This window comes from Pseudomonas sp. MPFS (assembly GCF_022537035.1).
Lineage (GTDB): Bacteria > Pseudomonadota > Gammaproteobacteria > Pseudomonadales > Pseudomonadaceae > Aquipseudomonas > Aquipseudomonas sessilinigenes.
Genome location: NZ_CP066123.1, coordinates 1,029,504 through 1,054,787 on the forward strand (window position 1 = coordinate 1,029,504; position 25,284 = coordinate 1,054,787).

The 25,284-nt window shown below is 60.7% G+C and carries 21 protein-coding genes; 10 read left to right on the forward strand and 11 right to left on the reverse strand.

Going from position 1 to position 25,284, the window contains the following annotated elements; genetic code table 11:
- The first annotated feature begins 18 nt into the window (after positions 1–18).
- A complete protein-coding gene (locus I9018_RS04550; RefSeq protein ID WP_068575765.1) occupies positions 19–960 on the forward strand; it encodes an AEC family transporter in 942 nt (313 codons plus the stop codon).
- A 36-nt stretch (positions 961–996) separates the two neighbouring features.
- Here the strand turns inward: I9018_RS04550 and I9018_RS04555 are convergent, their stop codons facing one another.
- From I9018_RS04555 to gatC, 6 genes are all read right to left on the reverse strand, one after another.
- Positions 997–1,377, reverse strand: coding sequence for a carboxymuconolactone decarboxylase family protein (locus tag I9018_RS04555; protein ID WP_124345747.1), 381 nt, complete (start codon positions 1,375–1,377; stop codon positions 997–999).
- Positions 1,374–2,438: a calcium/sodium antiporter gene (locus tag I9018_RS04560; protein WP_241110108.1), complete on the reverse strand. Its 1,065-nt coding sequence runs from the start codon at positions 2,436–2,438 to the stop codon at positions 1,374–1,376. Before I9018_RS04560 ends, I9018_RS04555 begins: the two co-directional genes overlap by 4 nt.
- Positions 2,439–2,489: 51 nt before the next feature.
- Positions 2,490–2,897 carry a septal ring lytic transglycosylase RlpA family protein gene (locus I9018_RS04565; RefSeq protein WP_241108838.1) on the reverse strand — a complete coding sequence of 136 codons (408 nt, stop codon included), beginning with the start codon at positions 2,895–2,897 and terminating at the stop codon, positions 2,490–2,492.
- 81 nt (positions 2,898–2,978) lie between these two features.
- Positions 2,979–4,424 carry an Asp-tRNA(Asn)/Glu-tRNA(Gln) amidotransferase subunit GatB gene (gatB, locus tag I9018_RS04570; protein ID WP_241108839.1) on the reverse strand — a complete coding sequence of 482 codons (1,446 nt, stop codon included), beginning with the start codon at positions 4,422–4,424 and terminating at the stop codon, positions 2,979–2,981.
- Between the two features lie 10 nt (positions 4,425–4,434).
- Positions 4,435–5,886, reverse strand: coding sequence for an Asp-tRNA(Asn)/Glu-tRNA(Gln) amidotransferase subunit GatA (gene gatA / locus I9018_RS04575; RefSeq protein WP_068575776.1), 1,452 nt, complete (start codon positions 5,884–5,886; stop codon positions 4,435–4,437).
- Between the two features lie 16 nt (positions 5,887–5,902).
- Positions 5,903–6,190 carry an Asp-tRNA(Asn)/Glu-tRNA(Gln) amidotransferase subunit GatC gene (gene gatC, locus I9018_RS04580; RefSeq protein ID WP_022642307.1) on the reverse strand — a complete coding sequence of 96 codons (288 nt, stop codon included), beginning with the start codon at positions 6,188–6,190 and terminating at the stop codon, positions 5,903–5,905.
- 211 nt (positions 6,191–6,401) lie between these two features.
- Here gatC and mreB point away from each other — a divergent pair, with 211 nt between their 5' ends.
- The 8 genes from mreB (at position 6,402) to tldD (ending at position 17,543) form a co-directional block, all read left to right on the forward strand.
- Positions 6,402–7,439 carry a rod shape-determining protein MreB gene (mreB, locus tag I9018_RS04585; protein WP_068575778.1) on the forward strand — a complete coding sequence of 346 codons (1,038 nt, stop codon included), beginning with the start codon at positions 6,402–6,404 and terminating at the stop codon, positions 7,437–7,439.
- A 142-nt stretch (positions 7,440–7,581) separates the two neighbouring features.
- Positions 7,582–8,652 (forward strand): rod shape-determining protein MreC, encoded by a 1,071-nt coding sequence (gene mreC, locus I9018_RS04590; protein ID WP_277398110.1) that lies wholly within the window; start codon positions 7,582–7,584, stop codon positions 8,650–8,652.
- Positions 8,652–9,143, forward strand: a complete 492-nt coding sequence (mreD, locus tag I9018_RS04595) for a rod shape-determining protein MreD (protein WP_068575782.1) — start codon at positions 8,652–8,654, stop codon at positions 9,141–9,143. The genes mreC and mreD overlap by 1 nt, the downstream gene beginning before the upstream one ends.
- Positions 9,144–9,186: 43 nt before the next feature.
- Complete coding sequence (locus I9018_RS04600; protein WP_241108841.1) at positions 9,187–9,783, forward strand: nucleoside triphosphate pyrophosphatase; 597 nt, start codon at positions 9,187–9,189, stop codon at positions 9,781–9,783.
- 56 nt (positions 9,784–9,839) lie between these two features.
- Complete coding sequence (gene rng, locus I9018_RS04605; protein ID WP_068575787.1) at positions 9,840–11,297, forward strand: ribonuclease G; 1,458 nt, start codon at positions 9,840–9,842, stop codon at positions 11,295–11,297.
- A gap of 75 nt (positions 11,298–11,372) precedes the next feature.
- A complete protein-coding gene (locus I9018_RS04610; protein ID WP_241108842.1) occupies positions 11,373–15,176 on the forward strand; it encodes a YhdP family protein in 3,804 nt (1,267 codons plus the stop codon).
- A gap of 58 nt (positions 15,177–15,234) precedes the next feature.
- Complete coding sequence (locus I9018_RS04615) at positions 15,235–16,074, forward strand: carbon-nitrogen hydrolase family protein (protein ID WP_241108843.1); 840 nt, start codon at positions 15,235–15,237, stop codon at positions 16,072–16,074.
- A 26-nt stretch (positions 16,075–16,100) separates the two neighbouring features.
- The gene (gene tldD, locus I9018_RS04620) at positions 16,101–17,543 is read left to right on the forward strand and encodes a metalloprotease TldD (protein WP_068575792.1); all 1,443 of its coding nucleotides are present in this window, start codon (positions 16,101–16,103) and stop codon (positions 17,541–17,543) included.
- A 52-nt stretch (positions 17,544–17,595) separates the two neighbouring features.
- On the opposite strand, the gene yjgA is transcribed toward tldD, so the two are convergent.
- Complete coding sequence (gene yjgA / locus I9018_RS04625; protein WP_068575794.1) at positions 17,596–18,117, reverse strand: ribosome biogenesis factor YjgA; 522 nt, start codon at positions 18,115–18,117, stop codon at positions 17,596–17,598.
- Between the two features lie 108 nt (positions 18,118–18,225).
- On the opposite strand from yjgA, the gene pmbA reads away from it, so the two are divergent.
- Complete coding sequence (gene pmbA, locus I9018_RS04630; RefSeq protein ID WP_068575796.1) at positions 18,226–19,572, forward strand: metalloprotease PmbA; 1,347 nt, start codon at positions 18,226–18,228, stop codon at positions 19,570–19,572.
- Between the two features lie 67 nt (positions 19,573–19,639).
- Here pmbA and I9018_RS04635 read toward each other — a convergent pair whose 3' ends face one another.
- The 4 genes from I9018_RS04635 to I9018_RS04650 all read right to left on the reverse strand — a co-directional run bounded on the left by I9018_RS04635 (position 19,640) and on the right by I9018_RS04650 (position 24,808).
- Positions 19,640–20,512 carry a fimbrial protein gene (locus I9018_RS04635; RefSeq protein WP_241108844.1) on the reverse strand — a complete coding sequence of 291 codons (873 nt, stop codon included), beginning with the start codon at positions 20,510–20,512 and terminating at the stop codon, positions 19,640–19,642.
- Between the two features lie 217 nt (positions 20,513–20,729).
- On the reverse strand, positions 20,730–23,303 hold the full coding sequence (locus tag I9018_RS04640; protein ID WP_241108845.1) for a fimbria/pilus outer membrane usher protein: 2,574 nt from the start codon (positions 23,301–23,303) through the stop codon (positions 20,730–20,732).
- 20 nt (positions 23,304–23,323) lie between these two features.
- Positions 23,324–24,106 carry a molecular chaperone gene (locus tag I9018_RS04645; RefSeq protein ID WP_241108846.1) on the reverse strand — a complete coding sequence of 261 codons (783 nt, stop codon included), beginning with the start codon at positions 24,104–24,106 and terminating at the stop codon, positions 23,324–23,326.
- Positions 24,107–24,271: 165 nt separating this feature from the next.
- Entirely contained in the window at positions 24,272–24,808 is a 537-nt protein-coding gene (locus I9018_RS04650; protein WP_241108847.1) for a fimbrial protein, read from the reverse strand.
- Positions 24,809–25,284: the final 476 nt, after the last annotated feature.

The following is a 25,284-nucleotide window of genomic DNA, read 5'->3' on the forward strand; positions in this document are numbered from 1 at the left end:
GCTCAAGGTTCCCTGCGCATGCTGGCTATTTTTCTCGAAACGCTGACGATCACGGCGCCGGTCTTTGCCATGCTGTTCCTTGGCCTGATGCTCAAGCGCGTGGGCTGGATCAATGACAACTTCATCCATACCGCCTCGGCCCTGGTGTTCAACGTCACCATGCCGGCGCTGTTGTTTCTGGGCATCGTGCACGCCGACCTGCATTCGTCGCTCAAGCCTGGGGTGCTGGTCTATTTCTCGGTAGCGACCCTGGCGTGTTTCGCCCTGGCCTGGCTCTGGGCGATCTGGCGTTGTCCGCGGGAGGATCGCGGCATCTATACCCAGGGCGCCTTTCGCGGCAACAACGCGATCATCGGCCTGGCCCTGGCGGCCAGCATGTATGGCAGCTACGGCATTTCCCTAGGGGCGGTGCTGGCGGCACTGGTGATCCTTTTCTACAACACCCTGTCGACCATCGTCCTGGCCGTGTACAGCCCGGTGATCAAGTCCGACCCCTGGAGCATCTTCAAGAACGTGATCAGCAACCCGCTGATCGTCAGCGTGCTGGTGGCAGGGCCATTCGCCTATTGGCAGATCGGCCTGCCTGGCTGGCTCGAGACTTCAGGGCAGTACCTGGCCCAGATGACCCTGCCGCTGGCGCTGATCTGCATCGGCGGCACCCTGTCCATGGCGGCCTTGCGCAACAGTGGGCGGATGGCCGTCAGTTCCAGCCTGATGAAGATGATCAGCTTGCCGACACTGGCGACTTTCGGTGCCTGGTTGTGCGGCTTTCGTGGTGCCGAACTGGGGATCCTGTTCCTGTACTTCGCCAGCCCCACCGCGGCGGCAAGCTTCGTCATGGCCCGGGCGGCCAATGGCAACCATGAACTGGCAGCGGCGATCATCGTCATCACCACGGTGATGGCGGCGGTGACCACCAATATCGGGATTTTCCTGTTGCAGTGGGGCGGCTGGATCTAAGGTGGCTCGCCGGCCAGGGTGGCCGGCGAGGAGTTGTCACTGGTCTTGCTGGTAGGCGTCTATCACTTCCTGGGCGGCGCGAAATGCATCGACGGCCGCTGGCACTCCGGCATACACCGCGCAGTGCAGCAGCGCTTCGCGAATCTCTTCGACCGTGCAGCCGTTGTTCAGCGCGCCGCGTACGTGGCCCTTGAGTTCTTGCGGGCACTTGAGGGCGGTCAGGGCCGCCAGGGTGATCAGGCTACGGGTCTTGAGCGGCAGGCCTTCGCGGTTCCACACCCCGCCCCAGGCATGTTCGTTGACGAAGTCCTGCAAGGGTTGGCTGAACTCGGTGGCGTTACCCAGGGCACGGTCGACGAAGGCATCGCCCATTACCTGGCGACGCATCTTTAGACCGCTTTTATTGTTCTCGCTCATGGCGTTTCCTTCTTGTGTTGGCGGCGCCAGGCCCGTAGCGAACTGAACAGCAGGAACGCCACCAGCGCCGGCAGGATGAAAAACAGCATCAGGTGTTCCAGCTTGCCCGCCAGGGGCATGCCGGTCGTGAAGGACATCACGTGCAGCCCATAGGCCAGGTACAGGCCAAGAAACAGCAAGCCTTCGGCACGGGTCACGCGATAGCCGGAATAGAACACCGGCAGGCACAACAGGGCCACGCCAAGCAGTACCGGCAGGTCGAAGTCCAGGGCGTTGGGTGAGACCGAGAGCGGCGTGGGGGCTACCAGCGCGGTGAAGCCCAGGACGCCCAGCAGGTTGAATAGATTGCTGCCGATCACGTTGCCCACGGCGATATCGCGCTGGCCCCGCAGGGCAGCAAGCAACGAGGTGGCCAGTTGGGGTAGCGAAGCGCTGATGGCGATCACGGTCAGGCCCATGACCCGTTCCGACAGGCCCAGGTCGTCGGCCACGGTCACGGCGGCGCCCAGCAGCAAGTGCCCGGCAAATACCAGCAGGCCCAGGCCGAGGAGGATCAGCAGCAGGCTGCTGAACCATGGCGCGGCCTTGCGGCGGCCGGTGGGTTCGCCAGTGTGCTGACGTGTGGAGTGACGTGACTGGCGCAGCAACAGGCCCAGGTACAGCACCAGGGCTGCCAGCAGTACAGCGCCGTCGAGGGGCGTGAGGTGTTCGTTGTAGGCGAGGGCGAATACCAGCAGGCTGGCGCCGATCATCAGTGGAATATCCAGGCGTACCAATTGCCGGGAAACCCGCAGCGGAATGATCAGTGCCGAGAGGCCCAGGGTCACCAGGATGTTGAAGATGCTGCTGCCGATCACGCTGCCTACGGCGATATCGGTGCTGCCGCCCAGCGTCGCTTGCAGGCTGATGGCCATTTGTGGGGCGCTGCTGCCGAAGGCCACGATGGTCAGGCCGATGAGCAGTGGGCGCACATGCAGGCGGGCCACCAGGCGCACGGCCGCGCGGACCAGCAGCTCGGCGCCGGCGATCAACATCAGCAAACCGCTGATGAGCTGGATCAGGCTGAGCAGGGGCAGTTCGGCAAAGGCAGTGATGGCTAGGCTCCGGAAAGGTCAGTCGCTGAGGGCTTGGACGCGCACTTTGGCGGTGCCGCTCTGTAGCATGTCCAGCTGCTGTGCTGCCGCGCGGGACACGTCGATCAGGCGTCCACGGGTATGCGGGCCCCGGTCGTTGATGCGCACCACGACACTTTTGTCGTTGGCCAGGTTGGTGACTTGCACCCGGGTGCCGAATGGCAATTGGCGGTGGGCGGCGGTCAGGCCGTGCTGGTCGAATGGCTCGCCACTGGCAGTGTGCTTGCCGTGATGGCGGGCGCCGTAATAGGAGGCGATTCCGGTCTCGTCATAACCCCTGGGGTCGATGATGTGACGGTTGGCGCAACCGCTGAGCAGGACGAGCAGGGCGCAGGCGCCGAGCAGGTACTGCCTTAAAAATCGTAGGGGAGAAAAGCTGGCAGGCATCGATGGAAGAGGCGGGCTTGCCAGCGAAGACGGCGGTACGCGGACCGCGTTTCGACTGGCAAGCCACGGCTTCATGCCCGATCAGCCCTCGAGCTTGCTTTTCAGCAGCTCGTTGACCTGTTGCGGGTTGGCCTTGCCCTTGGACGCCTTCATCGCCTGGCCGACGAAGAAGCCGAACATCTTGCCGCGCTTGGCTTCGTCCGCGGCGCGATATTGTTCGACCTGCTCGGCGTTGGCCGCGAGCATCTCGTCCAGCACCGCGGAGATCGCGCCGGTATCGGTGACCTGCTTGAGACCGCGCTTGTCGATGATTTCGTCGGCGCTGCCTTCACCGTTGGCCATGGCTTCGAACACGGTCTTGGCGATCTTGCCGGAGATGGTGTTGTCCTTGATGCGCAGGAGCATGCCGCCCAGTTGCTCGGCCGATACCGGTGCTTCGTCGATCTCCAGGCCCTGCTTGTTCAGCAGGCTGCCCAGCTCGACCATGACCCAGTTGGCCGCCAGCTTGGCGTCGCCGGCGATGTTGGCGACCTTCTCGAAGTAGTCCGCCTGCTCGCGGCTGGAGGCCAGCACGCTGGCATCGTAGACCGACAGGCCGAACTGCTGCTGGAAGCGCTCGCGCTTCTGCGGTGGCAGCTCTGGCAGGGTGGCGCGCACCTGGGCGAGGAAGGCGTCCTCGATGACCACTGGCAGCAGGTCCGGATCGGGGAAGTAACGGTAGTCGTTGGCTTCTTCCTTGCTGCGCATCGGACGGGTCTCGTCCTTGTTCGGATCGTACAGGCGCGTCTGCTGGATCACCTTGCCGCCGTCCTCGATCAGGTCGATCTGGCGCTGGATCTCGGAGTTGATCGCCTTCTCGATAAAGCGGAACGAGTTGACGTTCTTGATCTCGCAGCGGGTGCCGAATTCGACCTGGCCCTTGGGGCGGATCGAGACGTTGCAGTCGCAGCGCAGGGAGCCTTCGGCCATGTTGCCGTCGCAGATGCCCAGGTAGCGCACCAGGGCGTGGATCGACTTGACGTAGGCCACGGCCTCCTTGGCGCTGCGCAGGTCAGGCTCGGAAACGATTTCCAGCAGCGGCGTGCCGGCCCGGTTCAGGTCGATGCCGGAGGCACCGCTGAATTCCTCGTGCAGGCTCTTGCCGGCGTCTTCTTCCAGGTGCGCCCGGGTGATGCCGATGCGCTTGACGGTGCCGTCTTCCAGGGGGATGTCCAGGTGGCCCTTGCCGACGATCGGCAGGTCCATCTGGCTGATCTGGTAGCCCTTGGGCAGGTCCGGATAGAAGTAGTTCTTGCGGGCGAACACGTTGTGCTGGCCGATCTGGGCGTCTACCGCCAGGCCGAACATCACCGCCATGCGCACCGCTTCCTGATTCAGCACCGGCAGTACGCCAGGCATGCCCAGGTCCACCAGGCTGGCCTGGGTGTTGGGCTCGGCACCGAAGGCGGTGGAGCTACCGGAGAAAATCTTCGATTGGGTGGTGAGCTGGGTATGAATCTCCAGCCCGATCACGACTTCCCATTGCATGTGTGTCTCCTCAGAAGCCGGTTGGGGTGCGGGTGTGCCAGTCGGTGTTCAACTGGTACTGGTGCGCAACGTTGAGCAAGCGGCCTTCCTGGAAATACGGGGCAAGCAGTTGCACGCCTACCGGCAGGCCATCGACGAAACCTGCCGGCATGGACAGGCCCGGCAGACCGGCGAGGTTGGCGGTGATGGTGTACACGTCTTCCAGGTACGCAGCGACCGGGTCGCTGTTCTTGGCGCCGAGTTTCCAGGCCGGGTTCGGCGTGGTCGGGCCGAGGATGACGTCGACTTCGTTGAAGGCATTCATGAAGTCGTTCTTCACCAGGCGACGGATCTTCTGCGCCTTGAGGTAGTAGGCGTCGTAGTAGCCGGCGGACAGCGCGTAGGCACCGACCATGATCCGGCGCTGTACTTCGCTGCCGAAGCCTTCGCCACGGGAGCGGGTGTACAGGTCTTCCAGGTCCTTGGGGTTCTCGCAGCGGTAGCCGAAGCGCACGCCGTCGAAACGCGACAGGTTGGAGGAGGCTTCCGCCGGGGCGATCACGTAGTACGCCGGAATCGCGTGCTGCATGTTCGGCAGGCTGATTTCCTTGATGACCGCGCCGAGCTTCTCCAGCTCCTTGATACTGGCGTGGATCAGGTCGGCGATGCGCGGGTCGAGGCCGGCGCTGAAGTACTCCTTCGGCACGCCGATGCGCAGGCCCTGCAACGAGCCATTGAGGCCGGCGCTGTAGTCCGGTACCGGTTCATCGATGCTGGTGGAGTCGTTCGGGTCGAAGCCGGCCATGCCTTGCAGCAGGATCGCGCAGTCTTCGGCGGTGCGTGCCAGCGGGCCGCCCTGGTCCAGGCTGGAGGCGTAGGCGATCATGCCCCAGCGGGACACGCGACCATAGGTCGGCTTCAGGCCGGTGAGGTTGGTGAAGGCCGCAGGCTGGCGGATCGAGCCACCGGTGTCGGTGGCGGTAGCGGCGGGCAGCAGGCGCGCGGCCACGGCAGCGGCGGAACCACCGGACGAGCCGCCCGGTACGTGCTCCAGGTTCCACGGGTTCTTCACCGCGCCATACCAGCTCGACTCGTTGGCCGAACCCATGGCGAATTCGTCCATGTTGGTCTTGCCCAGGGTCACCGTGCCGGCGGCGGCCAGCTTGGAGACCACGGTGGCGTCGTAGGGTGCCTTGAAGTTGTCGAGCATCTTCGAGCCACAGCTGGTGCGGATGCCCTGGGTGCAGAACAGGTCCTTGTGGGCGATTGGCGCGCCCAGCAGGGCACCGTTCTCACCGTTTGCGCGACGGGCATCGGCGGCCTTGGCCTGGGCCAGCGCGAGGTCTTCGGTGAGGCTGATGAAGCTGTTGATCTGCGGGTCGAGCTGGGCGATGCGCGCCAGCAGGGTCCGGGTCAGTTCTTCGGAGGAGAATTTCTTGTCGGCGAGTCCGCGGGCGATCTCGGCCAGGGTCATGTGGTGCATTGCAGGCTCTTTCCCTTTAGTCGATGACTTTCGGAACCAGGTACAGGCCGTTTTCGACCGCTGGCGCGATGGACTGGTAGGCCTCGCGATGATTGGACTCGGTCACAACGTCTGCGCGCAGGCGCTGGCTGGCTTCCAGGGGGTGGGCCAGGGGCTCGATACCGTCGGTATCGACTGCCTGCATTTCATCCACCAGCCCCAGAATGCTGTTCAGGGCGGAGGTGATGTGTGGAAGATCGCCTTCATTGAGCTTGATGCTGGCCAAATGAGCGATTTTTTCCACATCGGAGCGTTCAAGCGCCATGGGATTCTCCAGTGGAAAACAAAAGCGGATATCGTCCGCGTGTCAGATTGTCGGAACACTACCGCAGTTCTACGGTCTTACGGCCGCGATTGTGGGCTTTGGTGCACAGAAAAGCGGCCAATTTAACATATTGGCGCCTTGCCCAAAATCCCTGTCGTTGTTAGAGTTTGCCGCACTTTTTTACCCACGCGTTGCCTAGGGTCCCTTTCCCATGTTCAAGAAACTGCGTGGCATGTTTTCCAGTGATCTCTCCATTGACCTGGGCACTGCCAACACCCTTATTTACGTGCGCGAGCGCGGTATTGTCCTTAATGAACCCTCTGTCGTTGCCATCCGGACCCACGGTAATCAGAAAAGTGTTGTGGCGGTTGGTACCGAAGCCAAGCGCATGCTCGGTCGTACTCCGGGCAACATTGCTGCCATTCGTCCGATGAAGGACGGCGTGATCGCCGACTTCAGCGTCTGTGAAAAGATGTTGCAGTACTTCATCAACAAGGTTCATGAAAACAGCTTCCTGCAGCCCAGCCCTCGTGTGCTGATCTGCGTTCCATGCAAGTCCACCCAGGTTGAGCGTCGCGCCATCCGTGAATCGGCCCTCGGCGCCGGTGCTCGCGAAGTGTTCCTGATCGAAGAGCCGATGTCCGCCGCTATCGGTGCCGGCCTGCCGGTCGAGGAAGCCCGTGGCTCGATGGTCGTGGATATCGGCGGTGGTACCACCGAGATCGCCCTGATCTCCCTGAACGGTGTGGTCTACGCCGAATCCGTACGTGTGGGCGGCGACCGTTTCGACGAAGCCATCATCACCTACGTACGCCGCAACTACGGCAGCCTGATTGGCGAATCCACCGCCGAGCGCATCAAGCAGGAAATCGGCACCGCCTACCCAGGTGGCGAAGTGCGTGAAGTCGACGTGCGCGGCCGTAACCTGGCCGAAGGCGTGCCACGTGCCTTCACCCTGAACTCCAATGAAGTACTGGAGGCTCTGCAGGAGTCCCTGGCCGCTATCGTTCAGGCAGTGAAGAGCGCCTTGGAGCAATCGCCTCCAGAGTTGGCGTCGGATATCGCCGAGCGTGGCCTGGTGCTGACCGGTGGTGGCGCCTTGCTGCGTGACCTGGACAAGCTGCTGGCCCAGGAAACCGGCCTGCCGGTGATCGTTGCCGAAGATCCGCTGACTTGTGTTGCGCGTGGCGGTGGCCGTGCATTGGAAATGATGGACAAACACACCATGGACCTGCTCTCCAGCGAGTAACTTCGCTGTTGGCATCTATGCTGTTGCGCTCACAGGCAGCACTTTGCAGTGCTGCCTGTGGCGTTTATCTTCTGTCAATCTGCATCCAGGCCGGTTCGACGCCTTATGAATAGACACAACATTTGCCTGGGAGGAGCGGCTTATTAAACCGCTTTTCGCCAAAGGCCCCTCACTGGGCGTGCGCCTGTTGGTGCTGGTCGTGTTGTCGATCACACTGATGGTGGTCGACGCGCGCTTCACGCTGCTCAAGCCGGTGCGTAGCCAGATGTCGCTGGTGCTGATGCAGTCCTACTGGATCACCGATCTGCCGCAACGGCTATGGCAAGGCGTGGCCAGCCAATTTGGCAGCCGCACCGAACTGGTCGCCGAGAACGAAAAACTCAAGACCGAGAACCTGCTGCTGCAGGGCCGCCTTCAGAAGCTTGCGGCCCTGACCGAGCAGAACGTACGCCTGCGTGAGCTGCTCAATTCCTCAGCACTGGTCAACGAGAAGGTCGAAGTGGCCGAGTTGATCGGCATGGACCCCAATCCCTTCACTCACCGCATCCTGATCAACAAGGGAGAGCGTGACGGCGTGTTCCTCGGCCAGCCGGTGCTCGACGCCCGTGGCCTGATGGGCCAGGTGGTGGAGCTGATGCCCTATACCTCGCGCGTGCTGCTGCTGACCGATACCACCCACAGCATTCCCGTCCAGGTGAACCGCAATGGCTTGCGCGCCATTGCCAGTGGTACTGGCAACCCCGAGCGCCTGGAGCTGCGGCATGTGGCCGATACCGCCGACATCAAGGAAGGCGACCTGTTGGTCAGTTCCGGCCTGGGGCAGCGTTTTCCTGCCGGGTATCCCGTGGCCACGGTCAAGGAAGTGATCCACGACTCGGGCCAGCCGTTCGCTATCGTCCGTGCAATTCCCACTGCCGCATTGAATCGCAGCCGTTACCTGCTGCTGGTTTTCAGCGACTCGCGCACCGCCGAAGAGCGCGCCAATGATGCCGCCCAGGCCCAAGAGGCCCAGGACCAGCAAGGAGGCAATACCGCCCCCGCAGCACCGGCCACGGCGCCCAAGCCTGTGGCTGCGCCGAGTGCTCAAGCAGCCCCGGCGGCCCCGGCCAAGCCTGCGTCCCATGCCCCGGCCAGGCCGGTTCATAAACCTGTGAAACCGGCCGCCGCCAAGCCGCCGGTGGCAGCACCGGCCACCACCGGAGGAAGAGAATAATGGCGGGCACGACCTATTCGAGTAATGGCTGGATCGTTTGGTTGACGTTCCTGGTGGGCATCCTGCTCAGCGTGTCGCCGATGCCTCAGTTCATGGAAATCCTGCGCCCGCTGTGGCTGGCCCTGCTGCTGGCGTTCTGGACCTTGGCCCTGCCGCACAAGGTGGGGATGGCGACCGCCTGGTGCCTGGGGTTGCTCGAGGATGTGCTCTACGGAACCCTGCTGGGGCAGAACGCGCTGATCCTCACCTTGATCACCTTCCTGGTGCTGTCCTTGCAGCAGCGCCTGCGAATGTTCCCCATGTGGCAGCAGAGCCTGGTGATCCTCGTGATATTCGGCCTGGCCCAGCTGGTGCAGCTATGGCTCAGTGCCCTGACGGGCAACCGCCAGCCTACTCTGGCGGTGGTGCTCCCGGCCCTGGTCAGCGCTTTGCTGTGGCCATGGGTCAGTTTCGGCCTGCGCGGCCTGCGCCGACGTTTCAAGATCAACTGAGCCGGTCAGGCATTGGCCCGCACCTCGACAGGGAGATGTCTTGATGAATCCGCTCTACCTCGCTTCCGGTTCGCCGCGTCGGCGTGAGTTGCTCACGCAGATCGGTGTGCCATTCACTGTCATTGGCGCGGACATCGACGAGACTCCGCTCGCCGATGAGTCTCCCGTTGCCTATGTCGAGCGCCTGGCCCGGGGCAAGGCCGCAGCCGGTCGTGCGCTGCTGGTCGGTCAACCCACGGCCTGCGTGCTGGGGGCCGACACTGCGGTGGTCCTGGATGGCCAGATCCTTGGCAAGCCGCTGGACCAGGCCCATGCCCTGGCAATGCTGATGGCTCTTTCAGGGCGTGAGCACGAGGTGCTGACGGCCGTTGCCTTGCTCGATGGTGAGCGTTGCCAGTCGCGAGTGGTGCGCAGCCTGGTGCGGTTCAGAGCGATCGACGAACAGGAGGCGACGCGCTACTGGGCTAGCGGCGAACCCCGGGACAAAGCTGGCGGTTATGCGATCCAGGGGCTTGCAGCGGTGTTTGTGGCAGGGCTCAATGGGAGTTATTCCGCCGTGGTCGGCTTGCCGGTATGTGAAACCGCAGAACTGCTCGGTGAGTTCGGCATTTCCTGCTGGCAAGACATTCCAGCGCACTAAGGCATTCAACCCGACCCATGCGGCCCTCCATGAACACGTCCGAACGAGACCTTGCCATGAGCGAAGAGATTCTGATCAACATCACGCCGATGGAGTCACGGGTGGCGGTGGTTGAAAACGGAGTGCTGCAAGAGGTCCATGTCGAGCGCACCCAGCGCCGAGGCATCGTCGGCAACATCTACAAGGGCAAGGTGGTACGGGTCCTGCCGGGGATGCAGGCGGCCTTCGTCGACATTGGCCTGGATCGCGCGGCTTTCATCCATGCCTCGGAAATCTCCACTCGTGAAGGGACGGCGGTGGAAAGCATCAGCGCCCTGGTGCACGAAGGGCAGAGCCTGGTGGTGCAAGTCACCAAGGACCCCATCGGCACCAAGGGCGCGCGCCTGACCACCCAGCTGTCGATTCCCTCGCGCTACCTGGTGTACATGCCGCGCACCGCCCATGTCGGTATCTCGTTGAAGATCGAGGATGAAGCCGAGCGCGAACGCCTCAAGCAGGTGGTCAGCGATTGCGTGGCCCAGGAAGGTATCCAGGAGGCAGGCGGCTTCATCCTGCGCACCGCGGCCGAAGGCGCCGGAGCCGATGAAATCCTGATGGACATCCGCTACCTGCGCAGGCTGTGGGACCAGATCGGCACGCAGATCAAGACCATTGGTGCGCCCAATGTGATCTACGAAGACCTGGGCCTGGCCCTGCGTACCTTGCGCGACCTGGTGAGCCCGAAGATCGAGAAGATCCGCATCGACTCTCGCGAAACGTTCCAGAAGACCACGCAGTTCGTTGCCGAGCTGATGCCGGAGATCGCCGATCGCCTGGAGCATTATCCTGGCGAGCGCCCGATTTTCGACCTGTATGGGGTCGAGGACGAAATCCAGAAAGCCCTTGAACGCAAGGTGCCGCTCAAGTCCGGAGGCTACCTGGTGGTGGACCCGGCCGAGGCGATGACCACCATCGACGTCAACACGGGGGCCTTCGTCGGGCATCGCAATCTCGAAGAGACTATCTTCAAGACCAATCTGGAGGCGGCTACCGCCATTGCTCGGCAACTGCGCCTGCGCAACCTGGGCGGGATCATCATCATCGACTTCATCGACATGGAGGACGAGGAGCACCAGCGCCAGGTGTTGCGGACCCTGGAAAAGCAGCTGGAGCGCGATCATGCCAAGACCAACATCATTGGCATTACCGAGCTTGGGCTGGTGCAGATGACCCGCAAGCGCACTCGGGAAAGCCTGGAGCAGGTGCTCTGTGAGCCCTGCAGCAGTTGCCAGGGGCGGGGTAAGTTGAAGACTCCGGAAACCGTATGTTACGAAATATTCCGTGAAATCCTTCGCGAGGCCCGGGCGTACCAGGCGGAAGGATATCGGGTGCTGGCCAATCAGAAAGTGGTCGATCGACTGCTGGACGAAGAGTCAGGCAATGTTGCGGAATTGGAGGGTTTCATCGGCCGAACCATCAGGTTCCAGGTCGAAACCATGTATTCCCAGGAACAATACGACGTGGTGCTGCTCTGATTCCGCGTGTTCTACATGATTGGAAACGGCTGGCTTCAGCTTTTTGCATGACTTTTGCCATGGGAGCCAACTGAAATGGAGCGGCTGATGCGCTTGTTCACCACACTGACCCGCTGGGGGCTGGGCCTCTGTGCGTTGGCGCTGGTGATGACAGCCCTGTATGTCAGCCTGGGGCGGGAGCTGACCCCGTTGGTGGCTGAGTACCAGGCCGAGGTCGAGACCCGGATCCAGGACGCCGTCGGCCTGCCCGTACATATCGGCAGCCTGGAAGGACGCTGGAGCGGTTTCTCGCCGATCCTGCTGGCCCATGATGTGATGGTGGGCGAGGGCGCCAATGCCCTGCGCCTGGATCGGGTGAGCGTAGTGCCGGACGTGCTTGGCAGCCTGCTGGCCCGCGATCTGCGAGTCGGTCACCTGGAACTCAGCGGGTTGAGCCTGAGCCTCAAGGAGAATCCGGACGGCCAGTGGCAGCTCGAAGGCTTGCCGACGCAGCAGGACGAGCCGATGGACCCCGGCCAGTTGCTGACCCGCCTGCAGCAAGTGGCGGAACTCTCGGTGCTGGACAGCCAGGTCACCCTGTCGCCGCAGAAGCATCCGCCCATGACCCTGACTTACGTCGGCCTGAATGTGCGCAGTGGCCCGAGTCGCCAGCGCCTGGACCTGCGGCTGACCCTGCCGGATGGCCAGCCCTTGGCCTTGAACCTGCGTAGTCGGGTCCGCGCCGATGCCTGGCGGGACGCCCAGGCTGATCTCTACCTGAGCTTGCCGCAAAGCGACTGGTCGCGTTGGCTGCCGGCTGGCCTGACCCAGCAATGGAAGCTGTCCGAACTCAAGGCGGGCGGCGAGCTCTGGCTCAGTTGGGGCCAAGGCACGGTGCAAAGCGCGACCCTGCGCCTGAATGCCCCGCAACTGACCGGCGCTTATGCCGAGCGCACTCCGGCCACCGTGAAGAACCTGGCCCTCAATGCTTACTTCCAGCGCAGCGCCGAGGGCCTGCAGGTACAACTCGATTCCCTGGCCCTGAACTTCGGGCAAACGCGCTGGGAGTCACGCTTGTTGTTGCAACAGCGCAACGCTTCCGCGCAGAGCGAGGAGCTATGGCATGTCCAGGCTGACCGCCTGGACCTGACTCCCATCACCCCGATCCTCGATTCGCTGGCGCCACTGCCCGAAGGCCTGGCTACGGCCATCGATCACCTCAAGGTCACCGGTGGCTTGCGCAACGTATTGCTTGACTACCGGCCCCAGGTGACGGGCGACGAGCGCTTGAGCTTTGCCGCCAATCTCGACCGGGTGGGCTTCGATGCCTATCACGGTGCCCCCGCAGCCCGTAACGTCAGTGGCAGCATCAGCGGCAACCTGGGCAAGGGTGAGTTGCGCATGGACAGCAAGGATTTTTCCTTGCACCTGTATCCGATCTTCGCCAAGCCCTGGCAGTACATCCAAGCCAATGCCACCCTGACCTGGAAGCTCGACAAGGAAGGCTTCACCCTGATCGCGCCGTACCTGAAGGTGCTGGGCGAGGAAGGCAAGATCGCCGGCGATTTCCTGATCCGCCTGCACTTCGAGCATGACCAGGAAGACTACATGGACTTGCGGGTCGGCCTGGTGGATGGCGATGGGCGCTATACCGCCAAGTACCTGCCCCAGGTGCTCAACCCAGCGGTGGACGAGTGGCTGCGCACGGCGATCCTCAAGGGCGCGGTGGACCAGGGCTTCTTCCAGTACCAGGGATCGTTGAACCACGACGCCATCGAGGCGGCTCGCAGCATCAGCCTGTTCTTCAAGGTGCATGACGCCGAACTGGCTTTCCAGCCGGGCTGGCCCCACCTGAGCAAGGTCGATGGCGATGTGTTCATCGAAGGTAGCCGGGTGCGCATCGTCGCCAGCAAGGGGCAGTTGCTGGACACCAAGGTGCGCGACGTCTTCGTCAACATCCCCCATGTGCCGGAGGGGCAGAGCTCCCACATGTACATCGACGGCGATTTCGCCGGGGGCCTTGGCGATGGCCTGAAGATTCTCCAGGACGCGCCCATCGGTACGGGCTCGACCTTTGCCGGTTGGCAGGGCGAGGGTGACCTGCGTGGCCAGGTGGATCTGGATATTCCACTGGCCAAGGGCGAAGAGCCGAAGATCGTGGTGGATTTCAAGACCGACAAGGCCCGCCTCAAACTCAGTGAGCCAGAGCTGGAACTGACCCAGCTCAAGGGCGATTTTCGCTTTGACAGCAGCAAGGGCCTGAGCGGCGATGGCATCAGTGCCCAGGCCTTCGAGCGGCCGCTGACGGCGCAGATCTTTGCCGATGGCCGGCCTGGAAAGCCCAATACCCGGGTGGTGGCCAAGGGGCAGGTGACGGTCAAGAAACTCACCGACTGGCTCAAGGTAGGCCAGCCATTGCCGGTCTCCGGTGAGTTGCCGTTCCAGTTGCAGTTGAACCTCGATGGCGCCGATAGCCAGCTGATGGTCAGTTCCAGTCTCAAGGGCGTTGCGGTGGATTTGCCCGCGCCGTTCGGCATGCCTGCCAGTACCGGGCGCAACAGCGTGTTGCGCATGACCCTGCAAGGCGCCGAGCGCCGCTACTGGTTCAGCTATGGCGACCTGGCCGGCTTCACCTTCGCTGCGCCCAGCGGCAAGTTCGCCGAAGGCCGGGGCGAGTTGTTCCTGGGAGGCGGCGAAGCCCAGTTACCGACCGTCAAGGGCCTGCGGGTGCGGGGCGTGCTGTCCGAACTGGATGTCGAGCCCTGGAAGGCCCTGGCCGATCGCTACGCTAGCCAGGACCCGGGAGGCAGCGCCAAGCAGTTGCTCAGCAGCGCGGACTTCAAGGTCGGCAAGCTCAGTGCCTTCGGTACCACCCTGGATCAGGTCAACCTGCTGCTGACCCGCAAGCCTTCGGCATGGGAGCTGCAGATCGATAGCCAGCAGGCCAAGGGTAATGTCGGCATTCCTGACGCCAAGGCCGCGCCAATGGCCATCGACATGCAGTATGTGCGCCTGCCGGCTGTCGACCCGACGGTACAGGCCGATGAGAATGCACCCGATCCGTTGGCATCGGTGGACCCGAAGAACGTGCCGCCACTGGATATTTCCATTGTCCAGCTGTTCCAGGGGCCGGACCTGATCGGCCGTTGGGCACTCAAGGTTCGGCCGACGGCCAAGGGCATGGCGTTCAATGGCCTGAACCTCGGGCTCAAGGGCATGCTGCTCGAGGGTGAAGGGGGCTGGGAAGGCCAGGCGGGTGCCAGCACCAGTTGGTACCGGGGCCGCATTGGCGGCAAGAACCTGGCCGATGTGCTCAAGGGCTGGGGCTTTGCACCCACGGTGACCAGTGAAGACTTCCATCTGGACGTCGATGGCCGTTGGCCCGGCTCACCGGCCTGGGTGGGCCTCAAGCGTTTCTCCGGCAGCCTGGACGCCACGTTGAACAAGGGCCAGTTCGTCGAGGTCGAGGGCGGTGCCCAGGCATTGCGAGTGTTCGGCCTGCTCAACTTCAACTCCATTGGCCGGCGCTTGCGCCTGGACTTTTCCGACCTGTTCGGCAAGGGCCTGAGCTATGACCGGGTACGCGGAGTACTGGCGGCGAGCAATGGTGTGTATGTCACCCGCGAGCCGATCACGCTCACCGGCCCATCGAGCAACCTGGAGCTCAACGGCACACTGGACATGGTGGCCGACCGGGTAGACGCCAAGCTGCTGGTGACCTTGCCGGTGACCAACAACCTGCCGATTGCCGCGCTGATCGTCGGAGCGCCGGCGGTGGGCGGGGCGTTGTTCCTGATCGACAAGCTGATCGGTGACCGCGTGGCCCGTTTCGCCAGCGTCAAGTACAACGTCAAGGGCCCGTGGAAAGAGCCGAAAATCACCTTCGACAAGCCATTTTGAGAATCCTCGTTCCATGTCCATGGAGTAGCATGGCGACCTACCCAACACGGAGTTCGCCATGTCTCTTGCGGTGATTCAAATGGTCAGCCAGAGCGATGTGCTGGCCAATCTGGCACAGGCTCGTCGCCTGTTGGAGCAAGCCGCCGCCGGTGGTGCGAAGCTGGCGGTGCTGCCGGAGAACTTCGCCGCCATGGGCCGCCGGGACATGGCGGCCATCGGTCGCGCCGAGGCGCTGGGTGAGGGGCCGATCCTGCCCTGGTTGAAACAGGCCGCCCGCGACCTCAAGTTATGGATAGTTGCCGGTACCCTGCCACTGCCGCCAAAGGATCAGCCCGAAGCCAAGTCCAATGCGTGCTCGTTGCTGGTGGATGACCAGGGGCAGGTGGTGGCGCGCTACGACAAGCTGCACCTGTTCGATGTCGATGTTGCGGACAATCGTGGGCGCTATCGCGAATCCGATGACTATGCTCATGGCAACCGGGTGGTGGTGGCGGACACGCCAGTGGGGCGCCTGGGGCTCACGGTCTGCTATGACTTGCGCTTTCCCGAGCTCTACAGCGAGCTTCGGTCTGCCGGAGCGGAGCTGATCACTGCGCCCTCGGCCTTTACCGCCGTGACGGGGGCCGCCCATTGGGAGGTGCTGGTACGAGCCCGGGCCATCGAGACCCAGTGCTACTTGCTGGCGGCAGCGCAGGGCGGGGTCCACCCCGGTCCTCGCGAGACCTACGGGCATGCGGCTATCGTCGATCCCTGGGGACGGGTGTTGGCAGAGCAGGATCAGGGTGAAGGCGTGCTGCTGGCCGAGCGTGACAGCAGCGAACAGGCGTCCATCCGGACGCGGATGCCGGTGTTCAGCCACCGGCGCATTTTCTCGCAAGGCGTTCAACGGCTTGCATAAGTACGACGAATTTAAGGCCAAAGCATATGAGCGGGTTGTTGTCCTCAGTCAGTGAACACCTTCTAGCCCCTGGCGGCGTGACCATCGAAAGCCTGCAAGGCGTGCTGGGCGATCTGGCCGGTCCGGGCATCGATGCTGCCGACCTGTATTTCCAGGGGCAGATCTCCGAGTCCTGGTCCCTGGAGGACGGGATCGTCAAGGAAGGCAGCTTCAACCTCGACCAAGGGGTCGGGGTGCGCGCCCAGTCCGGTGAGAAGACCGGGTTCGCCTACAGCAATGCCATCACCCTGGAAGCCCTCGGGCAGGCGGCGCGGGCTGCGCGTTCGATTTCCCGGGCCGGGCAGAACGGCAAGGTGCAGGCTTTCAGTGCCCAGGATGTGGCGCAGCTGTATGCCCCGGACAATCCGCTGGAAGTCATTAGCCGTGCCGAGAAGGTCGAGCTGCTCAAGCGGGTGGACGCTGCGACCCGGGCCCTGGACCCACGTATCCAGCAGGTCAGCGTGAGCATGGCCGGGGTCTGGGAGCGAATCCTGGTGGCCTCCACCGATGGTGGCCTGGCGGCGGATGTACGGCCCTTGGTGCGCTTCAACGTCAGCGTCATCGTCGAGCAGAACGGCCGGCGCGAGCGCGGCGGTCATGGCGGCGGCGGGCGTACCGACTACCGCTATTTCCTCAGCGAGGACCGGGCCATGGGTTACGCTCGCGAGGCGCTGCGCCAGGCGCTGGTCAATCTGGAAGCAGTACCGGCTCCAGCCGGTACCTTGCCGGTGGTGCTGGGCTCCGGTTGGTCCGGGGTGCTATTGCACGAAGCCGTGGGGCACGGCCTGGAAGGCGACTTCAACCGCAAGGGCAGCTCGGCCTATAGCGGACGCATTGGCGAGAGGGTCGCCTCCAAACTCTGCACCATCGTCGACGACGGTACCCTGGCCGGGCGTCGTGGCTCGCTGAGCGTGGACGATGAGGGCACTCCCACCCAATGCACCACCTTGATCGAGAACGGCGTGCTCAAGGGCTATATGCAAGACAAGCTCAATGCCCGCCTGATGGGCGTGGCGCGTACCGGCAATGGTCGTCGTGAGTCTTATGCCCACTTGCCCATGCCGCGCATGACCAACACCTACATGCTGGGCGGCGAAAGCGATCCGGCGGAAATCATCGCCTCGGTGAAGAAGGGCATCTACTGCGCCAACCTGGGGGGCGGCCAGGTGGACATCACCAGCGGCAAGTTCGTGTTCTCCACCAGCGAGGCGTACCTGATCGAGGACGGCAAGATCACCGCTCCAGTCAAGGGCGCGACCTTGATCGGCAATGGTCCGGAAGCCATGAGCCGGGTGTCGATGGTGGGTAATGACCTGGCCCTGGACAGTGGCGTCGGCACCTGTGGCAAGGACGGGCAGTCCGTACCGGTAGGCGTCGGCCAGCCGACCCTGAAGATCGATGCGATCACGGTAGGCGGCACGGGGGCGTGATTGCAGGACGAGCGGCGCAGGGGCTGCGTGGGCAGCCCCTGCGCAGCAAGGCTCAGCGCAGGCCGCGCTGGGTCTCGTCCACGTCGCGGATGTACTTGAAGATCTTGCGGCTGGTAGCGGGTGGCTTGTTATGGGCCACCTCGTGCTGGGCCTGGCGGATCAGCGAGCGCAGTTGCTGGCGATCGGCCTCGGGGTATTCGCTGACGAACTTGTCCAGTACGTCATCGCCGCCGCCGATCAGGCGGTCGCGCCAACGCTCCAGGTTATGGAAGCGTTCGTTGTACTGGCGAGTGGAGGCATCGAGTTGATCGAGCAACTGCAAGATGGCGTCGATGTCCTGGTCCCGCATCAGCTTGCCAATGAACTGCAAGTGGCGTTTACGGGCGATATGGGCGACATGCTTGGGCGCCTCCGCCAGGGCCCGGCGCAAAGCGTCGGTCAATGGCAGTTTGGCCTGCAAGTCGGGCTTGAGAGTGGTAAGGCGCTCGCCGAGATCAACCAGAGCATGCAGCTCGCGTTTGACCTGGGATTTGCTTTTCTCCCCATCGAGGGAGTCGTCGTAAGAATCAACCATGGTGGCAGTCCGCAAAGAAACGCCGCCATGATAACCAGTCGAGGGCCGCTTGTCCGGCCCGGTCGCTCGCCGGCCTTAATCGAAAGCAGAATTTGAGTGGAGAACACCATGAGTGCAGCACAAAGCGTCGGCCCACAGGCTTTGCCGGCATTGCAGGAGCAGGTCGAGCAGATCATCGCCGAAGCACGACGCCAGGGAGCCAGCGCCTGTGAAGTGGCGGTATCCCTGGAGCAGGGCCTGTCGACCTCGGTGCGCCAGCGGGAAGTGGAGACGGTGGAGTTCAACCGCGACCAGGGCTTTGGCATCACCCTCTATGTGGGCCAGCGCAAGGGCTCGGCCAGTACCTCCGCCAGTGGCCCGGACGCCATCCGTGAAACCGTGGCCGCGGCCCTGGCAATTGCCAAGCACACCTCCGAAGACGAAGCCTCGGGCTTGGCCGATGCGTCCCTGATGGCCCGTGAGTTGATGGATTTCGACTTGTTCCATGCGTGGGATATCACCCCTGAGCAGGCGATCGAACAGGCCCTGGCCTGCGAAGCAGCGGCGTTCGCCGCGGATGCGCGGATCAAGAATGCCGACGGCACCACGCTGAACACTCACCAGGGCTGTCGGGTGTATGGCAACAGCCACGGTTTTATTGGTGGCTACGCGTCCACCCGCCACAGCCTGAGTTGCGTGATGATCGCCGAGGCCGACGGCCAGATGCAGCGCGACTACTGGTATGACGTCAATCGCCAGGGCCAACTGTTGGCGGACCCGGTGAGCATCGGCCAGCGTGCGGCCCAACGTGCTGCCAGCCGCCTGGGCGCCCGTCCGGTACCTACCTGCGAAGTACCGGTGCTGTTTTCTGCCGAGCTGGCTGGCGGCTTGTTCGGCAGCTTCCTGGGGGCGATTTCCGGCGGCAACCTGTATCGCAAGTCGTCGTTCCTCGAGGGCGCCCTGGGCCAGCAGTTGTTCCCGCAATGGCTGACTATCGATGAGCGCCCGCACCTGCTGCGTGCCATGGGCAGCTCGGCATTCGACGGTGATGGCCTGGCCACCTACGCCAAGCCCTTCGTCAAGGATGGCGAGCTGGTGTCCTATGTATTGGGCACTTATTCGGGACGCAAGCTGGGCATGCCAAGCACCGCCAACGCCGGTGGGGTGCACAACCTGTTCGTCACCCATGGCGATGAAGACCAGGCAGCCCTGCTGCGACGCATGGGGCGCGGGCTGTTGGTCACCGAGCTGATGGGGCAGGGCTTGAACATGGTCACTGGGGATTACTCCCGTGGCGCCGCAGGGTTCTGGGTCGAGAATGGGGAAATCCAGTTCCCGGTGCAGGAAGTGACCATTGCCGGCAACCTGCGGGATATGTTCAAGCAGATCGTGGCCGTGGGTAATGACCTGGAGCTGCGCAGCAACATCCGCACCGGCTCGGTGCTGATCGAGCGCATGACCGTCGCCGGTAGTTGATTGCGGCAAGCCTCGATAAACAAACGCCACCTTTGCAGGTGGCGTTTTTTATTCGCCCCGGCTCAGGCTATTTATATTCGATGGTGAAGGAGGCTGTGCCCTTTGCCTCACCGGGTGAAATTGAGCTGAGTGTTTGAATGTACTTTGCGGTGTAGTTGAGCTCGTATGTGTTGACTGTGGACGAGCCAACTAGAATATCCTGCCCAAACCTGATGGGGATCTGTTGGGCGTCTGATATTTGAATTCCCACGCCTTTTGCACTTGCTTGGCTGTCATCCAGCAAGATAACGCCATCCCTGCCGTTAGGGTCTTTTTTATTGGCATCGAATTTTAAGTAGACCGTGCTGATGACCGCGCTGGAGTTGGTGTTGCACTGTAAGCGGATTTTAAAGTTGCTTCCTCCGGCGGTACTGTTCACACCATTGAACGCGGACTGAGGAACCTTACCTAGCGGAACTGAAACAAATTTTGAACCGTCTGGAACAGTGCACGCGGGTGTGACGATAACTGATGAGGTTCCGCCTCCCAGCATTAAACGTACAGCGATTTTATTGTCACCATTGCCGAATTGCTCTGCATATACACCTGCGGCTAATGAGCCAGAGCCGGTTTGGTTTGAGGTTTTAATGATCTCGATGCCCGTAGTAATAGATGAATAGTAGTAGTAGTTGTTGCTGTTGACGCTAAGTCTATATGGTACTGATCGCATCATGTCAGCAGTAAACCAAGAAAGTCGTACTCCAATGCCAGGGATATCTGTCGTGTAAACATCTTGAAAGCCTGGAGCCAATCCGTAGTTTTTAGTTAGCCTGAATATTATGTAGCTATTTGTGCCGCAGTTGAATACTGTTTGGGATGAAGTAAAAGGGTTAAAGGTTTTCTTCAATAAAACATCCCCTACCCTGGCAGAGGGCGGAACATTCAATCTGCCAATATCCATGGTTACGGTCCTCATGGTCCATGCTGGGTCCAAATAGCACTCCGCATTAGCGGTAGACATGCCAGTAAATATCAAGAATAAAGTGGCTAATACTCTTGGGTACCTAGGGAGTAATCTAGTCATTAATGTCATGCCTTGGTATAGGTTTTATAGATTTTTAATCGATTTTAAATAATCTAGTGCTGAAGATTTTTTATCGTTTAATAGCAGGAGGTGGTTAACCACATTGTCCTTTCAATTCACGAATGGGTAATGGGCTCTTTTCTTTGGGTAGTTGGTATGACACCGTGCACTGGTCTGTTTCGCTGCGACCCCACATCACCCGCAGGTTGCCTTTTTCACCTGCACCGGTAATGAAGGCCTGTCCCTCTGGACCGACGATGCCGACTTCCTGCCCGAGTTCATTCTCGATCTTGGAGCCGAATGGCAACGGCGAGCCGTCCTTGTTTGCCAGTGTCATCATCAGGCGGTAGCCGACCGATGTAGCGAACTTGGCCTTCACCACGGCGCCTCGGGTCGGTACAACGTCCAGGGCCGCATTCTTGACTTCTACCTCGTCGCCCAAATCGCCGGTCAGCAGTGCCAGGCGGTTGACTCGGTATGGACTCAGGTTGGGAATCACGGCATCACCGGACTTGTCGGTACGCACGCCAGGGCGGATCTCGAAGCCGACATCATTGGCCTTGGGGGCCTGGGCCAATGCAATGGTTTCACCCAGTGGCTGGGAAAGAGTCAGGCCATCGCCATGCACCAGCACACCTCCGGCCATACCTACGGTGGTCTGGCCGTAGCCACGGCCTTGCGAGCGTCCAAGGTCAAGGCGGCCAATGGATGAGAGGTAGCTCATGTTCGCGCTACTGCTGGTGCCCGATTGATTCGAGTCGTCGCCCGTCACGTTGTAGGTCAGGCGATTATCGTCAAGGGCCGAGCCGTACACGCTCGCCTGTTGGACGAGCTGGTCGTTGTTGTCCTTCATCACCATGTACTGCGCGCTGGCACGTGTATCGCCCAGTGGAAGGGACAGCGTCAGCATGAGCTGGCGATTGGAGGCAGCGTCCAGGTTGGTACTGTGGTTATAGAACAGGTTGAAGTTCAGCTTCTGGTAGGAGCCGGAATAACCGATCTGGACCAGGCGATCCCTGGAGCTGCTGTTCCAATAGCTCTGCTGGCGAGCCGAGGTGTGGAGCGTTCCCCATTGGCCCAGCGATTGCGCCAGTTCAAAACGCAATTCGTTGCGACGGTTGTTGAAGGGGCGCCCATCCAGCATATCCTGCATCTGAACCGCTTCCTGGAGCGTGCGGTAGTCACTGGTGGAATATCGATAGCCGGCCACGCGGAAGTTGGTATTGGTCTTCTCGAACGTCTTGGCGTACAAGAAACGCACCGACTGGCCGTTGAATGTTTGGTCATCTCGGTCAGTGGTGCGGGCATGGGAGATGTCGAACGAGAGCGCGCCGAAACTGCGCAGGTTCTTACCTACCCCAGATAGTGCGGATTGATATTTATCCGCGAGGATGGTCCCACCATAGATTGAGAAGTCCTGTGCCAGGCCGCGGGCCAGAGTGCCCTGTACGAGAGACGGGCGTTCTTTGCCTCGCGATGATCCGTAGCCACTCCGATACTGGCCCGCTGTGGCGCTGTAGCGCCAGGTGCCTTCGCGTAGCAGTGTTGGCACGGCGGAGAAGGCCTGTGCATAACGCGTTTCGCGCCCATCGGATTCAGTGATGATGACTTCGAGGTCACCACTCGACGAAGTAGGGTAGAGGTCGTCCAGGACGAAAGGTCCGGGGGCGACATAGGTGCTGTAGATGAGATAGCCGTTCTGGCGTACCTCTACCCGCGCATTGGTTTGTGCCACGCCTCGAATGGTCGGTGCGTACCCCTGTTGACTGTCCGGCAGCATCGCGTCATCGGAACTCAGTTGCACGCCACGAAACTGTACGCTGTCAAAGAAGTTGCCGGGCGTGTTGCCGTCGCCAATGAGCAACTGACCGCGAATTGATGCGATATCACGTTGCAAATAGGTATTGATGGCTTGCCAGCGACCCTGCCCATCCAGGCTGCGGTTATAAGTAGAGAAATGCCGGAAGCGCCAATCATCTATATTGAAGCCGCCACGCAATCCGCCGAAGTAAGTATCGCGCTCCAACTTGTTAGGCGCCGATGTACTGTCGAAAACATTTTGCTGCACAGGGCTTACTGTATTTCCGCGCAGGTTGTTCCCGTCGTAGCGCGAGAAGCTGAGCTGATAATCCAACATGGCCGCATTGATGCCTTTATCCCAGCGATCCGGGCTGATGGCACCGCGTGCAGAGCGTTTGAGGGCTGCCTGCGGGATGCTCAGGAAAAGACGCTGGTTACCTGCGTCGTAACTTACAGTGGCTTGTGCAATGACCTTGTCCAGATCAACGCAGGTCTCTGGCGAGCTGTTTGCCAATGCGGGGAAGACACTCGTCTTCACGCCCCAACCGTCGAGCAGGGCTGGCGTCAGGCAAGGCGTCGCATCTTGTGCGTCGTCCGCCTGTTTGTTGAAGCGCACTTCGTTTTGCCCGATGTTGCTGTCGTTGAGCACCGTATCCACGGTGTAGGTGCCCGGTAGGACGCGGTTGCCAAATGAGAACACCGACAGGTCGGCACTTGGCTGGTCGCCACCGATGTTGAGGAACTGTTCGTTGAATACAGTTCCTGCCTGATTCTTGCCGAATGCACCTTGGCTGGCCATTGCGACGACGAGGGCACATAGCGGCAATCCCACCGTGCGTGAGGAGCAAGGGCTGAGATAAGAGGTCATCGCCATGACCTTGCAAGCCGTCATTGTTTAACGGTCAGTGTCGTGACCGGCTCTAGTGGTAGGACAATCGGATGGACTGCAACAGGTACTGTTGCCCGTTCTTCGGGTGTTTCTCCTCCATAGTCATTAATGGTGGTAAATCTGACGTCGATGTCTTTTTGTATGTTTACGGAACTTAATGAATAAACAGACTCCCCTTTTGGTGGCACCATCTGCGCATTGATTTCCTGCTGCCCCTGATTGATCTTCAAACTGGTGAATGTAATGTAGTAAGGGGTCGGGTTTTCTATTTTAAGTACTGAGCCAGTGCTGCTATTCCCGGGAATGACTGCCCACTTTAATTGATGGCGTGATTCTGCAGGTTTTCCTTCTAGTGCTGATGGTCGGTAGAACAATTTGATACGTGTGCGCATTGCAATTTGAAGAACGTTGTCTTCCTTTGCTTTTTCTGGAATTTCCTTGACGTTCAACCAGAATACGGACTCTCGATCGGTTGGCAGGTTATTTGAGATCCGCATGATCCGTAGAATGTTCTCCATTCCTGGATCAAGGCGTGACAGCGGAGGGGTGACTACGAATGGAGTCTTGGTCTTTCCTTCGCCGGCATCGACCCATGCCTGTATCACATAGGGTGCTCGACCAGCGTTCTTCACAGGAATGGAGGCTTCTCGATCCTGCTCGCCGAGAATCACTCGTGTACCGCCAAGCGTCACGCTTGCGAAAACAGGTGCTGCTGCACAAACTACTAAGCCAGCAGCAAATAAAAGTTTGTTGGCCAATCTCAAGCCATTCTTGTTCAGCATGAATCTATCCCGATAGTTGCTGGCCGCCAAACACGCGTCATCGCAGGAGTTAAAATTCCTGGGTTGCTATATATGCACTTGTTAAAGCGATCTGGCGAAAGTATGTACTTGTTAATGCGCAAAAAATCGCCCAGTCGTCTGCGAGACAACTGGGCGAATACGGTATTACTTGTAGTTAACTGTGAACTGCGCCGTTGCGTTACCAGTACCGACCGTTACTTTTTCGGCAGTGGAAACATAGACCGCTTGGAACTTCAGAGGGTTGTCACCCTGGACCAGGGTGTATTGGGCCGATTCGGAACCTACCGGGATTTTGGTACCAGCGGAGTCACCGAGTTCTATCGCTACACCAGTGGCTGCCCCGCCTGCCGCTTCACCGACGCCAACGCGCAGATTGTCTGTTACGGTCGTATCGGTGGTGCCGTTAAAGGTCAGTGTCGCCCCTTTGGCACTTGCGCCGCAATTCAGCAGCTCAATGTTGAAGCGTGCCGGTGTGGCTTTCTTACCCGCACCGCCATCCAGGGTAGTACGTGAAACTTTGCCTAGTGGGACAGTCATGACTTGGCTGTTGGGAGAGATCGAGCATGGGGCATCGACGATTTCTCCAAAGAAGTTGATCGTTCCGTCGGCAGCAAAGGCTGCTTGTGACAAGAGAGCAATCACTGCGGTGGCGGAAAGTTTGGTGATAAGGAGCTTTTTCATTTTTTTCTCGATGTATTAAGTTCTTGGGGTGGGTTGTGAAGGGTAAGTTCTATGGCGTGTACTTCTCCTAGGAAATGGCTTGTTTTCGTTGGTGGGAATGACTCTGTAGGCAGGGATTTAAATGTCTTTTTAGTATTGATTCGGTAATGGAGGTGGCTGGATTTTTAGTGTGTTTTGAATTGCCTGTCTGGATGCGGTGAAAGAATCGGGGTTTTATTATTTTATCGATATGAGGCGATTCTTTATGTTTGAGTAGAACTTTCCTCGAAAGGCTGTAAGCAACGTAGGGCAAAACTAAAGCGGATGTTTCACAGCAAACTCAGGTTGAACTTTTGCGTCGCGCATCAAAATTCATCGAGCCAGAAGTTGCCTTGATAAGCCTCTAGCCCCTGCTCTGAATAACGTCGTTGGTGTGGGTGTCCTGACGCAGGCATTGAATCGGTGGTCTGCTCGGCTGCGTGCTCTGTTGCAGGATG

Bases quoted from the DNA above. Each gene is read 5' to 3' on its own strand.
- gatA (WP_068575776.1), bottom strand. From the start codon at position 5,886: ATGCACCACATGACCCTGGCCGAGATCGCCCGCGGACTCGCCGACAAG.
- mreB (WP_068575778.1), top strand. From the start codon at position 6,402: ATGTTCAAGAAACTGCGTGGCATGTTTTCCAGTGATCTCTCCATTGAC.
- rng (WP_068575787.1), top strand. From the start codon at position 9,840: ATGAGCGAAGAGATTCTGATCAACATCACGCCGATGGAGTCACGGGTG.
- I9018_RS04555 (WP_124345747.1), bottom strand. From the start codon at position 1,377: ATGAGCGAGAACAATAAAAGCGGTCTAAAGATGCGTCGCCAGGTAATG.
- I9018_RS04640 (WP_241108845.1), bottom strand. From the start codon at position 23,303: ATGACCTCTTATCTCAGCCCTTGCTCCTCACGCACGGTGGGATTGCCG.
- yjgA (WP_068575794.1), bottom strand. From the start codon at position 18,117: ATGGTTGATTCTTACGACGACTCCCTCGATGGGGAGAAAAGCAAATCC.
- I9018_RS04610 (WP_241108842.1), top strand. From the start codon at position 11,373: ATGGAGCGGCTGATGCGCTTGTTCACCACACTGACCCGCTGGGGGCTG.
- gatB (WP_241108839.1), bottom strand. From the start codon at position 4,424: ATGCAATGGGAAGTCGTGATCGGGCTGGAGATTCATACCCAGCTCACC.
- I9018_RS04635 (WP_241108844.1), bottom strand. From the start codon at position 20,512: ATGGATATTGGCAGATTGAATGTTCCGCCCTCTGCCAGGGTAGGGGAT.
- I9018_RS04650 (WP_241108847.1), bottom strand. From the start codon at position 24,808: ATGAAAAAGCTCCTTATCACCAAACTTTCCGCCACCGCAGTGATTGCT.
- I9018_RS04565 (WP_241108838.1), bottom strand. From the start codon at position 2,897: ATGCCTGCCAGCTTTTCTCCCCTACGATTTTTAAGGCAGTACCTGCTC.
- I9018_RS04615 (WP_241108843.1), top strand. From the start codon at position 15,235: ATGTCTCTTGCGGTGATTCAAATGGTCAGCCAGAGCGATGTGCTGGCC.
- I9018_RS04645 (WP_241108846.1), bottom strand. From the start codon at position 24,106: ATGCTGAACAAGAATGGCTTGAGATTGGCCAACAAACTTTTATTTGCT.
- I9018_RS04550 (WP_068575765.1), top strand. From the start codon at position 19: ATGCTGGCTATTTTTCTCGAAACGCTGACGATCACGGCGCCGGTCTTT.
- pmbA (WP_068575796.1), top strand. From the start codon at position 18,226: ATGAGTGCAGCACAAAGCGTCGGCCCACAGGCTTTGCCGGCATTGCAG.
- tldD (WP_068575792.1), top strand. From the start codon at position 16,101: ATGAGCGGGTTGTTGTCCTCAGTCAGTGAACACCTTCTAGCCCCTGGC.
- I9018_RS04600 (WP_241108841.1), top strand. From the start codon at position 9,187: ATGAATCCGCTCTACCTCGCTTCCGGTTCGCCGCGTCGGCGTGAGTTG.
- gatC (WP_022642307.1), bottom strand. From the start codon at position 6,190: ATGGCGCTTGAACGCTCCGATGTGGAAAAAATCGCTCATTTGGCCAGC.
- mreD (WP_068575782.1), top strand. From the start codon at position 8,652: ATGGCGGGCACGACCTATTCGAGTAATGGCTGGATCGTTTGGTTGACG.